11 protein-coding genes are annotated in these 13,134 nt (G+C 74.3%); 4 read left to right on the top strand and 7 right to left on the bottom strand.

All coding sequences use genetic code 11. The features are described from left to right. Both EBO15_RS19070 and EBO15_RS19065 read right to left on the bottom strand, forming a co-directional pair. Positions 1-825, bottom strand: a complete 825-nt coding sequence (locus EBO15_RS19070; protein ID WP_158628277.1) for an ABC transporter permease — start codon at positions 823-825, stop codon at positions 1-3. Further along, positions 822-1,745, bottom strand: coding sequence for an ABC transporter ATP-binding protein (locus tag EBO15_RS19065; RefSeq protein WP_122195765.1), 924 nt, complete (start codon positions 1,743-1,745; stop codon positions 822-824). Before EBO15_RS19065 ends, EBO15_RS19070 begins: the two co-directional genes overlap by 4 nt. A gap of 124 nt (positions 1,746-1,869) precedes the next feature. Here EBO15_RS19065 and EBO15_RS19060 point away from each other — a divergent pair, with 124 nt between their 5' ends. Then, entirely contained in the window at positions 1,870-2,673 is an 804-nt protein-coding gene (locus EBO15_RS19060) for a carbon-nitrogen hydrolase family protein (protein WP_122195764.1), read from the top strand. Between the two features lie 27 nt (positions 2,674-2,700). On the opposite strand, the gene EBO15_RS19055 is transcribed toward EBO15_RS19060, so the two are convergent. Beyond that, a complete protein-coding gene (locus EBO15_RS19055; protein ID WP_122195763.1) occupies positions 2,701-3,342 on the bottom strand; it encodes an NAD(P)-dependent oxidoreductase in 642 nt (213 codons plus the stop codon). Positions 3,343-3,422: 80 nt separating this feature from the next. On the opposite strand from EBO15_RS19055, the gene EBO15_RS19050 reads away from it, so the two are divergent. Beyond that, on the top strand, positions 3,423-4,007 hold the full coding sequence (locus EBO15_RS19050) for a TetR/AcrR family transcriptional regulator (RefSeq protein WP_122195762.1): 585 nt from the start codon (positions 3,423-3,425) through the stop codon (positions 4,005-4,007). A gap of 30 nt (positions 4,008-4,037) precedes the next feature. On the opposite strand, the gene EBO15_RS19045 is transcribed toward EBO15_RS19050, so the two are convergent. Further along, positions 4,038-6,194, bottom strand: a complete 2,157-nt coding sequence (locus EBO15_RS19045; RefSeq protein WP_122195761.1) for an MMPL family transporter — start codon at positions 6,192-6,194, stop codon at positions 4,038-4,040. 201 nt (positions 6,195-6,395) lie between these two features. Here EBO15_RS19045 and EBO15_RS19040 point away from each other — a divergent pair, with 201 nt between their 5' ends. Beyond that, on the top strand, positions 6,396-7,082 hold the full coding sequence (locus EBO15_RS19040; protein WP_199744652.1) for a response regulator transcription factor: 687 nt from the start codon (positions 6,396-6,398) through the stop codon (positions 7,080-7,082). Next, positions 7,079-8,632, top strand: coding sequence for a sensor histidine kinase (locus EBO15_RS19035; protein ID WP_122195759.1), 1,554 nt, complete (start codon positions 7,079-7,081; stop codon positions 8,630-8,632). The genes EBO15_RS19040 and EBO15_RS19035 overlap by 4 nt, the downstream gene beginning before the upstream one ends. Here EBO15_RS19035 and EBO15_RS19030 read toward each other — a convergent pair. Genes EBO15_RS19030 through EBO15_RS19020 form a run of 3 tightly spaced genes read right to left on the bottom strand, consistent with a single transcriptional unit; the run spans position 8,629 to position 13,111 of the window. Continuing rightward, entirely contained in the window at positions 8,629-9,714 is a 1,086-nt protein-coding gene (locus EBO15_RS19030; RefSeq protein ID WP_122195758.1) for a thiopeptide maturation pyridine synthase, read from the bottom strand. The two genes, EBO15_RS19035 and EBO15_RS19030, sit on opposite strands and share 4 nt — an antisense overlap. Continuing rightward, complete coding sequence (locus EBO15_RS19025; protein ID WP_158628276.1) at positions 9,711-10,628, bottom strand: lantibiotic dehydratase C-terminal domain-containing protein; 918 nt, start codon at positions 10,626-10,628, stop codon at positions 9,711-9,713. The genes EBO15_RS19030 and EBO15_RS19025 overlap by 4 nt, the downstream gene beginning before the upstream one ends. Next, the gene (locus EBO15_RS19020; RefSeq protein ID WP_122195757.1) at positions 10,625-13,111 is read right to left on the bottom strand and encodes a lantibiotic dehydratase; all 2,487 of its coding nucleotides are present in this window, start codon (positions 13,109-13,111) and stop codon (positions 10,625-10,627) included. Before EBO15_RS19020 ends, EBO15_RS19025 begins: the two co-directional genes overlap by 4 nt. Positions 13,112-13,134 lie beyond the last annotated feature (23 nt).

The following is a 13,134-nucleotide window of genomic DNA, read 5'->3' as shown; positions in this document are numbered from 1 at the left end:
TTAGGAGCGGCGCGGGTCCCAGCGGAAGGCCCGCGCGGCGAGGCGGCGCGCGACGGCGGCCCACGCGGCGAGGATCGCGAAGGACGGCAGGCACGCGACCCAGCCGCCGCCGACCCCGACCGCGGGCGGGACGCCGTGCGCGGTGAAGTCGCGTCCGAAGTAGCCGGTGCGGACGATCTCCACGACCGGCGTCAGCGGCAGCGCCCGCAGCGACTGCTGGACGACCTCCGGCAGCACCCCCAGCGGGAACATCACCCCGGCGCCCGCCATGCACGCGAACATCACCGGCAGGACGGTCAGCTGCGTCAGCTCGGTGGTCGGGGTGATCCCCGAGACGACGGACGCGAGCAGCGCGAACACCACGACGCCGCCCGCGATCCCCGCGAGCGTCAGGACCGGGTCGGCGGGCGCCCGGCCGCCGAACGCCGCGACCAGGACCACCGCGAGCACCGCCACCTGCGCCATGTACAGGACGGTCGCGGTCAGGACGCTCCCCCCGAGGATCTCGGCGTCGCCGAGCGCCGTGCCGCGCATCCGCTTGAGCGTGCCGTCCTCGCGGCGGGTGGTGAACACCGTCGCCAGGTTCATGAACACCGCGAACAGCAGGAAGAGCGCCAGGTGGCCGGTGCCCTGGAGGAGCGCCGCGTCCACGCCCTGGATCCGCTTGCCGTGCATCGGGACCAGCATCCCGACGAAGAGCAGCGGCATGCCGGCCGCGACGAACAGCGCCGTCCGGTTGCGCCACAGCAGCCGCGCCTCGAGACGCGCGACGCGGGTGAGCAGGACGCGGTCGAGATGGACGGGGAACGCCCTGGTGCCGATCACGATTCCGCTCCCGCCGTGCTGAGGAAGACGTCCTCCAGGGACGCGTTGTCGACGCGCAGGCCGGGCAGCGCGAGGCTCCGCTCGTCCGCCCAGCGCAGCAGCCCGTACACGCCGGGCTGGAGGTCGTCCGGCGGGAGGGTGTAGGTCGCCGTGGCGTGCCCGGCGTCCACCTCGATCCCGGCCGCGACCCCCCGCAGGACGGGCAGGTCCGCGACCGGCACGTCGGGCGGGACGCGGAACCGGACCCGGTCGCCGTGCCCGCCGACCACCTCCGCGACCGTCCCGGACGCCACGACCCGCCCCCGGTGCATGATCGCCAGCCGGTCCGCGAGCTGCTCGGCCTCCTCCAGATAGTGCGTGGTGAGCAGCACCGTCAGGCCGTCCCGGACGAGCTCGGCGACCGTCCGTCGGGTGGCGTGCCGCGCCTCGGGGTCCATGCCGGTGGTCGGCTCGTCCAGGAAGAGGACCTCGGGACGCCCGGTGAGGGCGAGCGCCAGGTCGAGGCGGCGCTTCTGCCCGCCCGACAGCTGCCGCGCCCGGACCCCCGCCTGTTCGCGCAGGCCCGCGAGGTCGAGCAGCTCGTCCCGGGGGCGCGGGTCCTCGACGAAGCCGCGCCAGTGGTCGATCGTCTCGGCGGTCGTGAGGTCGGCGAAGAACCCGCCCTCCTGGAGCATGATCCCGAGCCTCGGCCGGACGGCCCGCCGCTCCCGGTACGGGTCCCGGCCCAGCACCCGGACCTCCCCGGACTGCGCCGCCCGGTGCCCCTCGACCGCCTCCAGCGTCGTCGTCTTCCCCGCCCCGTTCGTCCCGAGCAGCGCGAACAGCTCGCCCCGCGCCACCTCGAACGACACCCCGGCCACGGCCTCGAACTCCCCGTACCGCTGCCGCAGCTCCCTGACCCGGATCGCCGTGTTCTCCATGCGTCCAGGGTCCCGGCGGCGCGTCCGGGCCGGTAGACGCGGACGTCACCGGTCCCGTGGGCGCCCGTCAGGCGAAACGGATGACGACTGTCATATCCGCACGTCGAACGGGCAGAATGAGGTCATGCGCGTGGCTCTGTGTCAGATCGAGGTCGGCGACGACCCCAAGGAGAACCTGGACCGCGTCCTCGCGGCGCTCGCCGAGGCCGCCGGGACGCCGGGCGGCTGCGACCTGGCGGTGTTCCCCGAGGCGTCGTTCCTGCGCTTCGGCAACGACCTCGCCGCGGCCGCCGAGCCCCTGGACGGCCCGTGGGTCACCGCCGTCCGCGAGGCCGCCCGCGAGCACGGCGTCAACGTCGTCATCGGGGTGTTCGAGCCCGCCCCGTCCGGCCGCGTGCACAACACCGTCGTCGGCGTCTCCGCCGAGGGCGAGCTGGTCGGCTCCTACCGCAAGCTGCACCTGTACGACGCCTTCGGCGACCGCGAGTCCGAGCGCGTGGCGGCGGGCGACCGGCCCGTCACCCTCGACCTGGCCGGGCACCGCCTCGGCGTCATCACCTGCTACGACGTCCGGTTCCCCGAGCTGGCCCGCGCGCTGGTCGACCGGGGCGCCGAGATCCTCGTGATCCCCGCCGCCTGGGGCCAGGGCGTCTTCAAGGAAGAGCACTGGACGACCCTCGTCCGCGCCCGGGCCATCGAGAACACCAGCTGGGTCATCGCCGTGGACAAGGCCCCCGACCGCACCGCGCCCCCGCGCGGCCTGCCGGGCGGGGTGGGCCGCAGCCTGCTGGTCGACCCCATGGGCACCGTCGTCGCCGACCTCGGCCCGTTCCCGTCCGTCCGCGTCCTGGAGCTGGACCCGGACGCCGCGGCCCGGGTCCGCGAGATCCTGCCGTCGCTGAGCCACCGCCGCCGCGACGTCCTCTGACCGGCGGGCCGCCGGTCAGGCCAGAGGTCAGGCGGCGACCCAGGCCACGTGCCCGATCGACGTCGGGTCGCCGGCCAGGTCGAGCATGGCCGCCGCGACGTCCGCGCGCCGGATCCTGCGGGCCTTGGGCGGCGCGAGGTCCAGGCCCAGGCGGTAGGTCCCGGTGGCGGGCCCGTTCTGGAGCATCGGCGGCCGGACGAGCGTCCAGTCGATGCCGTCCGCCTTCTCGACCAGGTCGTCGGCGCGGAGGAGGTCCGCGAAGGGCCGCTCGAGGATCTTGCTGACCAGCGGCTTGAAGACGCGGCCGCCGAGGAACCCGTCGCCGGGGTCGGGGTAGGGCGCCGCGGCGCTGACCGTCAGCAGCCGCCGGGCGCCCGCGGCGCGCATGCCCTTGACGACGGACGTCGCGGCGTCGGTGAGCACCGTCGTCGCGGCGCGGCCGCCACGGCTCCCGAGGCAGGACAGGACGGCGTCGCGCCCCTCGACCGCGGACTGGACGGCGGCCGGGTCCATGACGTCCGCGACCACCACGTTCACGCGTTCCCGCACGTCGGCGGGGAGCCGCGCGGCGTCCCGGACGACCGCCGTGACCTCGTGGCCGCGCTCGGCGGCCTCGCGGCAGGCCGCCGTCCCGATGCCGCCGGTCGCTCCGAAGATCGTGATCCTCATGGTGTCCTCCTGGGTTAGTAAATGCTCACTCACCCCTAGAGTGGGTAAGCACTCACCCACCTGTCAAGGGGACACGACGAATGACCACCGCTCGCGAGCGCATGCTCGACGCCCTCGCCGAGATCATGCGCACCCGCGGACTCGCCGAGGCCACCACCAAGGAGATCGCCCGGCTGGCCGGATGCTCCGAAGCGCTGCTGTACAAGCACTTCCGCGACAAGGAAGAGCTCATGCTGAGCGTCCTGCGCGAACGCATGCCCCCGTTCACGCACCGCCTCAACCCCGGCGAGGACACCGTCCAGGACAACCTCACCGCCACCGTCCGGGGCGGTCTCCGGTTCTACCGGAAGGCCTTCCCGATGATGGCCGGAATGCTCACCCAGCCCCGGGTCCTGGCCGCCACCCGCGAGTCCCTGAGCAAGTACGACGCGGGTCCCGGCGAGCCCGTCATGGCCGTGGTCCGCTACCTGGACGCCGAGGTCGAGCGCGGCCGGGTCCGTCCCGAGGCCGACACGGCCTCCGTCGCCGCACTCCTCCTCGGCGCCACCTTCCAGCAGGGCTTCCTCCTGTTCTTCGCCTCCGGCCCCGAGGGGCCCGACCCGACGGAGGAGGAGGCCGCCCGACTCGTCCGGCCCGTCCTCCCGTCCCTGCTCCCGGCCTCCTGAACTCCGCCGCCCGCCCTGGCTGTGACGTCCTCACGTCCTCTCGCGGGCGGCCCGCGCGGGCAGCCACCAGGCGGCCGCACCGAGCAGGGTCATGACGGCCGGGACGAGCATGGTGCGCAGCACGAAGGCCTCCACGGCCACGGCGCCCGCCAGCCCGGCGCCGACCAGCATCCCCTCCCGGTCGCCGCTCATCACGAACGCTCCGAACACCGCGATCATGATGACGGCGGCGGACACGATCACCCCGCCTCCGTGGACCAGCCCGGCGTGCACCGCCCGCCGCGCGTCCCGGGTCCGCAGCCACTCCTCGCGCATCCGCCCGGTCAGGAACACCTGGTAGTCCATGGCCAGGCCGAACAGCATCGCGATCATGAGCACCGGCAGGAAGGAGGTGACCGGCACCGGCTTGCCGATGCCGAGGACGCCGGTGCCCCAGCCCCACTGGAACAGCGCCACCGTGATGCCCAGCGCGGTCCCCGTCGCGGCCACGTTCAGCACCGCGGCCAGCAGCGGCACGGCCAGGCTGCGGAAGGCCGCCAGCAGCAGGACCGAGCCCAGCGCGACGATCACGGCGAGGAAGAGCGGCAGGCGGGCGGCCAGCGTCGAGGCCAGGTCCTTGTCGACCGCCGTGGCGCCCCCCACCAGGACCTCCAGGGAGCCGTCGCGCGCCGCGGGGCCGGTGCGCAGCCGGTCGATCAGCGCGCCGGTCCCGGCGTCCTGGGGCGAGGTCGCCGGTATCACCTGCACCACCGCCATCCGCGGAGCGGCACCACCCGCGCTCATCCCGCCGCGCGCCTGGCCGGGAAGCGGCATCACCGTGGCCTTCGCCACTCCCCTCGTCGCACGGACGTCACCGACGAGCCGCTCCAGCACGGCCGGTGGCACCTCCGCGCCGCCGTCCCGCGGGCGCACCACCATCTGCAGCGGGCCGTTGAAACCCGGGCCGAACGCGTCGGCGAGCATGTCGTAGGCGCGGCGCGCGGTGTTGGACTCCGGCAGTGTGCCCTGGTCGCCGACGCCGAGCCGCAGCGAGAACGCGGGCAGCGACAGCACGGCGACCAGCGCCGACGCGACGACCGCGAACGTCCTCGGACGGCGCTGCACGACGTCGGCCCACCGCGCGGCCCGACCGGGCCGGGGGGTGGTGGGAACGCCGGAGCTGGAGGCGGCGGGCGGGAGGCGGCGTTCGCGGCGGCTCAGGACGCGTGTACCGAGCAGGCCGAACAGCGCGGGCAGCAGGGTCAGCGCGGCGGCGACGCTCAGCAGGACGGTCAGGCTGGTGGCCACGGCGACGCCGTTCAGGAAATCCAGGCCCATGGCGAACATGCCGAGCAGCGAGACGCAGACGATGCCCCCCGCGAACAGCACCGACCGTCCGGACGTGCGTGCGGCGTCGATCGCGGCCGGCTCCGGCGGCAGCCCCTCGCGGAGACCGCCGCGGTACCGGGAGACGACGAACAGGGCGTAGTCGATGCCGACGCCGAGGCCGATGAGGGTGCTCAGCAGCAGCGCGGCGGACGGCATGGTCATCGCGTGACCGAGCAGTTCGATCCCGGCCAGCCCGAGCCCCACGCCGAACAGGGCGGTGACGAGCGGCAGCAGCATCGCCGGGAAGGATCCGAAGGCCAGGTAGAGGACCACCGCGGCGACGGCGAGCCCCGCGAACTCCGCCAGGTGCGGCGGCGGCTGGTCGACGCCGCCGGCCGCGGGCCCGCCGACCTCGACCGTCAGCCCGGACGTCGCGGCCGACCTGGCGGTGTCCACGACCCGTTCGATCCGGTCCGCGGCGAGGTCGCCGGTCGGCCGGGTGTAGGTGATCTGCGCGTAGGCGGTGCGTCCGTCGGCGCTGGTCTGCCCGGCGCCGTCCGCCCGGTAGGGGCTCAGCGCCTGGCCGACGTCAGGGAGCGCGGCGATCCGGTCGAGGACGGCCCGCATGCGGTCGCGGACCGCGGCGTCCCGGACGGTCCCGGGCCCGTCGACCCGCCAGACGACCACGTCGGTGTCGCCGGATCGCGCGGGGAAGGCCGTCCGCATCAGGTCGGCGGCCCGGACCGATTCCGAGGCGGGCGGCTTGAAGTCCTTGGCGTAGGCGCCGCCCGCGAGCCGTCCGGCCAGGACGGTGCCTCCGAGCGCGACGGCCCAGAGCAGCAGGACGACGAGGTGGTGCCGGAAGCACCAGCGTGTCATGGCGGCCAAAGCGAGGCTCCTGTCCGTGTTCGAGGGGTGGGAAGGGCCTCAGCCTCGATCACCGTCCGCGCGCCCGGCCATGGTCGCGGCGGCTTTCACAACCGATTCTCAAGATCCTCCGAGGTCGTCCGGAGGTTCCGGCGCCGGGGTCTGCCCGATACTGAACGCGGCAGGGAGAAATCGGACGAACGGGGGCCCTCGTTGGAGGCACCGACCGTTCTCGTGGTCGAGGACGAGCCGAGTCTGGCCGACATCCTGCGGATCGCCCTGGAGTTCCACGGCTTCCGGGTGCTGAGCGCGGGGACCGGGGCGCGGGCGGTCGAGCTGGCCCGCGAGCACCGCCCGGACCTGCTGCTCCTGGACGTGATGCTGCCGGACGGCAACGGCTGGCAGGTGTGCCGGGCGGTCCGCGGCGAACGCGAGGACGTCCCCGTGGTCTTCCTGACCGCGCGGGACGCCCCGTCGGACGTCATCGGCGGTCTCACGCTGGGCGGCGACGACTACATCACCAAGCCGTTCAACATCGACGAGGTCGTCGCACGCGTCCGGGCGGTGCTGCGGCGCGCGCGCCGCCAGAACCCGCCGCCCGCCGTGCTGCGGCACGGGGACGTGGTGATGGACGAGGCGACCCGCACCGTCCGGCGGGCCGGCACCCCGGTGGATCTCACGCCGACCGAGCTCGCGCTGCTGCGCTACCTGATGCTCAACGCGGACCGGGTCGTCACCAAGGAGGAGCTTCTGCGCGAGGTCTGGAAGTACGGCTTCGCCGGGGAGTCCACCGTGGTCGAGACCTACATCGGCTATCTGCGGCGGAAGCTGGACCCGCTCGGGACGCCGCTGATCGTGACGCGGCGCGGACACGGCTACCGGTTGCGGACGGCCGAGTGATCCGGCGGCGAGGCCGGGCGCGTCCGCGTTCGCTGCGCGCCCAGCTCACCACCGCCAACGTGCTGCTGTTCGCGGTGGGGCTGGTGCTGTTCGGCCTGGCGGGCTCGGTGGGGCTGGACCGGTTCCTCGTGGGAGCCGTCGACGACGACCTGCACGACGCGCGACGCGCCGTCCAGGGCACGCACGCCGACCTCGCGGCGATCCGGCGTTACGCGGACCTCGGCGCCGCGCTCGGCGCCTTCCCCGGGACGGCACCGGCCGGGGAGCGAGACGTGATCTTCGTGCCCCTCTCCCCTGACGGCCGGGCCCTGTCGCTTCGCGCTTCAGGAGCCCCCGGCGTGCTCCAGCAGTCCCTGGCCCAGGCGTACGGCGATCCCGCCGGCCCCGCCGGCCCCGCCGGCCCCGCCGGCCCCGCCGACAAGGCGGACGGTGCGCCGAGGACCGTCAGGACCGGTGGCACGCCCTATCGGGTCACGACCCTGCGGCTCCCCGACGGCGGCCACGTGCTGCTCGCCCAGTCGCTGGAACCGGCGGAACGCGCCGTCCGGCGCCTGCTGCTGCTGAACGGGTGCGCGGGCGGCGCGCTGCTGCTGGTCCTGGCCGTGGTGTCGCGGGCGGAGTCCCGGCGCAGGCTGCGCCCGCTCGGCGACATGGTGCGCACCGCGTCGGCGATCGCCGAGGGCGACCTGACGCGCCGCGTCACCGATCGCGGCCCGTCCAGCGCCGAGGTGGCGGAACTGCGCGGGGCGCTCAACGCGATGCTGCACCAGATCGAGTCGGCCTTCGAGATCCGCGAACGCAGTTCGGCGCAGCTGCGCCGGTTCGCCGCCGACGCCTCGCACGAGCTGCGCACGCCCCTCGCCGCGATCCGCGGCTACCTCCAGCTGTCGGGCCAGGGCATGCTGGACGGCCGGCAGCGCGACCGGGCGATGGCGCGCATGGCCGCCGAGGCCGACCGGATGGCCCGGCTCGTGGACGACCTGCTCATGCTCGCCCGGCTCGACGAGTCCCCCGAGACGCGTCCGGCGCCGGTGGACCTGGCCCGCGTCGTCCGCGACGCCGCGGCCGACCTGCGCGCCGTCCAGCCCGCGCGGCCCCTGCGCGTGGACGTCCCCGGCCACGGCCTCGCCATCGAGGGCGACGAGGGCCCGCTGACGCAGATCGTCGCGAACCTGCTGGCCAACGTGCGCGCCCACACCCCCGGGGACGCCGCCGTGCGGATCACTCTGCGGCAGGAGGCCGGCCACGCGGTGCTGGAGGTCGCCGACGACGGGCCGGGCATGGACCCCGGTGACGCCGAGCGCGTGTTCGACCGGTTCTTCCGTGCGGGCGGAGCGGGGCGGGCCCCCGGTGACGGCACGCGGGACGCCGGGGAGCCCGGCGACACGCACGGCGGCAGCGGGCTGGGGATGGCGATCGTCCGCGTGGCGGTCGAGGCGCACGGCGGCACGGTGCGCGTGGACACCGGGCCGGGCGAGGGTTTCACCGCCACCGTGCGCCTGCCGTCCCCAAACGCTGCCGAAACAGGCCCGGCCATCGGTGGGGCCTAATCGGGGTGGGCGTCGACGAAGGTGCGGACGAGGTCGATGGCGTTCAGGTCATGGACGTCCTCGACGGCGTTGGCGGCGAGGTGGCAGAGGCGGAACCGCTCGGGCGGGGTGAGGCCGAGCCGGTTGATGTGCAGGTAGGTGTAGTTGATGAGGAGGCGGTAGCGGCGGAAGGCCGGGTCGTCGAGAACGGCGCGGTGATAGGCGCGGTTGCCGAACATCATCCGATGGAATTCGGAGGGCCACTGCGCGGCCTGGCCGGCGTCGTGGACGGACGGGGGAATCAGTTTCCCTTCGGCGATCAGCGGGGTGGCGCGGTCGCGGTAGGCGGCGATGAGAGCGGCCCATTCGGCGATGAACGGCACGGGTGTGGCCGTGTCGTTCTGGAGCGTGGCCATGACGGCGCGGACGCGGTCGGTGAGGTCGGCGCTGTGGGATTTGTAGTAGGCGTCGAAGCGGGCGCGGGTCGCGGCGGGGTCGGCGCATTGGGCGAGGAAGCCCTCCGCGTGGGACCGGTAGGAGACGAAACTCCGGGTGATCGGCGGCAGTGCCGTGACGGACGCGGCCAGCATCAGCCCCAGGCCGATCCGCTCGGCGGTGTCGTGGCCGGACCGGACGTGGTCGAGCATCGCGAACAGCAGCGGAGTGCCGTCGGTGTAGAAGCCGGTCAGCAGGTCGGCCGACTCCGCGTCCCCGAGCACGTGCCGCCGGTCGTCGAAGGGGACGTACTGGACGCTGTTGTCGGGGTGCCAGGGCGTGAGCGGTCCTCGTTCCTGCTCGTGTTCCGCCAGGAACCGGTGCTGGGCCATGGCCCTGTCCCGGTCGACCCGTGCCGTGGAGGGGTGCGCGGCCAGGTAGCCGCCGACGACCTCGTCGATCGCGGGCTGGACCGTGTTCGTCCAGCTGTGCGGGTCGGTGCGGATGTTGAGCCGCAGGTGGGGGCCTCGACGCCAGTGCCGCAGGACGTACGCGTCCCGGGCCGTCGGGCGCAGGCGGTCGAGCAGAGGGCGGACGCCGTCCAGGAGCAGGCCGGTCTTGTCGGGCTCGTAGTAGTAAATGTGCGCGGCATGCCATCGGACGGTCATGGCAGGTCTCCCGATGCGTGCAGGACGGACAGGGTGCGGACGGCCAGCAGGGCCAGCCGATGTTCGGCCGTGGCGGCGATGCCGAGCCGGTTGTTGAGCAGGTGCGTGCAGCGCAGCAGGACCTCGGCGGTCCGGCGCCGCTCGGGCGGTGCGGCTCGGGCCATGAAGGACAGCGGGGATCCGGCGTCGTCCGGCGCGCACCGGTTCTGGACCAGGGCGTCGCGCAGGGTGAGGACGGAACCGGACCAGGCCGAGGTGAACGGTGTTGCAGGGGCGTCCGTCCATAGCTGGTAGGTCTGGCTTAGGAGGTCGTCGCGGCGCTGTAGGAACCGGTGGTCGAGGTCTGGGGGCAACGTAGGGGCGGGGAGGTCGGCCGGGGCGACGGAGCAGGCGGCGAGGCTGAGGGTGAGGGCGGCCAGGCCGAGGGCGGCGCGCCGTCCCTGGCCCGGACGGGCGGCCAGGACGCCGAGGGCGAGCCGGCTGGACGCGTCGAAATGGGCTTCGACCGCGTCCATGCAGGCGGCGTCGCCGTAGGCGCGGTGTTCGCGGCGGTAGGGGACGAACTCGACGCCGTCGTTGGGATGCAGCCGCCCGTCGTGGTCGCGCAGGCGCTCGCCCCGGGCCTGGCGGGCGGCGAGCGCGCCGTAGTCGCCGGTGGTCATGCGGCGCTCGGAGGGGTGCTCGTCCAGGTGGTCGCGGGCCCGAGCCTCGATCGTGCGCCTGACTCGGCCGGCCTGGCGGGAGTCGCGGGGACGCAGCCGAAGCCGCAGGTGGGGGCCGCCTTCCCAGTAGCGCAGGAAGAACAGGCCGTCGACGTCCCCGGCGAGGTCGGCCGCGAGCGGGGCGACCAGGCCGGTGATGAGTTCGTCCAGGTCACCGGCATGGAAGAGGTGGGCGCTGACCCAGGCCGTCACGTCTGCTCCCGGCCGACTTCGAAGACGTACTCGGTCACGCGGGCGCCGTGCGGGCCGTAGGTCGGGGCGTCGGCCGGGTCGGGCAGCGCCTCCTCGAGGACGAGCACGTCGTCGGCTCCCCGGAAGGAGCGGATCAGGGACAGGAGCTGGAAGTGGTCGGTCACGTCGACGTACAGGGGTTTGCGGCTTCTGTGTCCGACGTGGTTCTCGTGGCCCCGTGCCGTCAGGCGGGCGAAGAAGCGGCGCGGGATCCGGTGCCCGTCCAGCCATCGGGCCAGACGCGGCAGGTAGGCGGCTTCGCTTTCGCCCTTGGCCGGTACCGGGAAGTCACCGGCGCGCAGCCGCCAGGCGGCGCGCGCCAGGACGACCCGGCCCAGCCGCAGGCGCGGCCGATGATGCACCGGTCCGGTGAGGTCCTCCCCCGGCCAGGGCGCCGGTGGCAGGGCGACGGGAGGCTCGCCGAAGACCTGGATCAGGAACCTCCAGGCGGGCGGCAGGAGCATCTCGCCGCTCATCCCGGTGTGGGCCGGTGTCACCGGCCGGCCGTCCGGGTCCGACAGGGTGAGCCGTCCGCCGGACGCGTCGTGGGAGACCCACAGGTCCGTCAGCCTGAGCCGGGCGTCGGTGCTGGTGAAGGGGTAGTCCAGGCCGGTGGACGACGCGGCGGGACGCAGGTTGAGGTTCGCCGCGAAGCTGCCCCGGCATTCGAGCACCGGAGCGGGCGGGCCGTCCGGCGACGCGATGCCGGACCGGCCGAGGAGATGGCGGATCCGGCCGGTATGACGCTTGTGGCCGGAGTAGACGGTGTTGAGGACGAGACCAGGCCCGTCCGGGGCGGCGACGGCCTGGCCGTAGCAGCAGAGGGACGCCGGCGGCCGGATCTGGGCGGGCCAGCCGTCCGCCAGTTCGCTGATCAGCTCGCGGTCGACGGTGATCACGCCGTCGGGGTCTCGCGGACGGCCGTAGAGCGTCTCCCACGTCCGCCGCCGTAGTTCGGCGGGGTGGGCCGTCCACGGAGACCGCTGATCCGAGGTGCGGTGGAGTAACGCGCGCAGCTGCGGGGACGAGGTGTGCACCGCCCGGTAGAGGTGCAGGAACGGCACGGGCTCGGTGTGATGGCGGAGGTAGTGGTCGGCGGCGGCCAGCTTGACGGGGAGCCCGGAGTCGAACACTCCGCACATCCGGCGGAGGGCCTGGAGGTCGTCCAGCACCGGTCGCCACGCGTCGGTGTTCAGCAGGGCGAGGTCGTCGGGGCTGAGCGCGCTGTCCAGGCACAGGGTCTTGCCGGACGGTCGTCCCCGGTGCTCCAGGAGGCCGTCGACCAGTTCGCCCATGCGGGTGAGGGCGCGTCGGCGCTCGGCGATGCCGGTCTCGTCCCGCGCCGGGGCGCCGGGGGTGCGGGCCAGATGGTGCAGTTCCTCCAGCTCGGACGGCAAGGAGGGATCTTGTGCGGGCCGAGCCGCGCGCAGCCAGCCGATCAGGTCGCCGAGCGGGTCGTCCGCCTGGTCGGTGAACGGCGGACGCCGCTCCAACAGCCCGGCCGCCACCAGGCGGTCGGTGACCTGCGGTGCGCCGGTCACGTCGTCCACGGTGGCGAGGGTGGGACGCGCCAGATCGCGCACGCGCGCGAGCAGGGACACCACGGACGGCTCGGACGGCACGCTGTTCAGCGGTTCGTGTGCCCCCGCCCCCAGGAAGCACAGCCGTCCGTCCTGTTCGGTGAGGCTGGTGTTGACGCGCACGCCCACCGCCTGCCGGAGCTCCGGGCGGCGCGCCAGCAGGTCCCACGCGCGCCACATCGGCGCCCGGTCGAGTTCGGTGACGAGGATCGGGCTCAGCCTCCGGGACGGCGCCACCTCCGGACCTTCGGGCGTCCACCGGCCGAGGCCGCTGATGGTGAAGGTCGCGAACGGGCTGGTCTTGGTCGCGGCCCTGGTCAGGTACTTGGCCAGCCGGATCACGGCGGGGCGGCCGGGGTGCGCGGCCGGGTCGGCGAGCCAGCCGGACAGGTGCAGGGACAGCGTGGGGCTCGACATCAGCAGGCCGTGCTGGAAGGCAGGGTCGGCGGCCAGGGCGCGCAGGGCCGTGGTCGCGTCCGCGAGTTCGGCGGCCAGGACGTCCGGGAGGCGCTCGATGATGCCGGCGCGCCGTGCCCGGCGTCCGCGCCAGGCTTCGACGCGCTCGGCGAGATCGCCGGGGAGGGCGGCGAGCGCGTCGTCCAGCCCGTCGAGACGCCGACCCCGGTGGATCGCGCGGCGCAGGGCCACCAGGACGGGTTTGCGTTCCGGCCGTTCGTCACGGCCGATCAGCTCGTAGAGGGCGTCGGACAGGGCTGCGCCGTCCGCGGACATGCGCGCGTCCAGGGCCGTCAGCTCGTCCACCAACGCCCAGGTGCGGCGGCACCGGAGCTCCCGGACCCGGTCGAAGGGGAGCCCGGCGACCCGGACACCGAAGACCTCGTCTGCCGCGTGCGGTGATGCCACGCCGCCCGTCCTGCTCACCCGCC

The organism is Actinomadura harenae, assembly GCF_003696215.1.
Lineage (GTDB): Bacteria > Actinomycetota > Actinomycetes > Streptosporangiales > Streptosporangiaceae > Spirillospora > Spirillospora harenae.
This window is presented reverse-complemented; position numbering and strand designations above follow the sequence as displayed.

Coding starts and splice junctions, on each gene's coding strand:
- EBO15_RS19055 (WP_122195763.1), bottom strand. CDS start 3,342: ATGAGGATCACGATCTTCGGAGCGACCGGCGGCATCGGGACGGCGGCC.
- EBO15_RS19045 (WP_122195761.1), bottom strand. CDS start 6,194: ATGACACGCTGGTGCTTCCGGCACCACCTCGTCGTCCTGCTGCTCTGG.
- EBO15_RS19030 (WP_122195758.1), bottom strand. CDS start 9,714: ATGACCGTCCGATGGCATGCCGCGCACATTTACTACTACGAGCCCGAC.
- EBO15_RS19050 (WP_122195762.1), top strand. CDS start 3,423: ATGACCACCGCTCGCGAGCGCATGCTCGACGCCCTCGCCGAGATCATG.
- EBO15_RS19065 (WP_122195765.1), bottom strand. CDS start 1,745: ATGGAGAACACGGCGATCCGGGTCAGGGAGCTGCGGCAGCGGTACGGG.
- EBO15_RS19060 (WP_122195764.1), top strand. CDS start 1,870: ATGCGCGTGGCTCTGTGTCAGATCGAGGTCGGCGACGACCCCAAGGAG.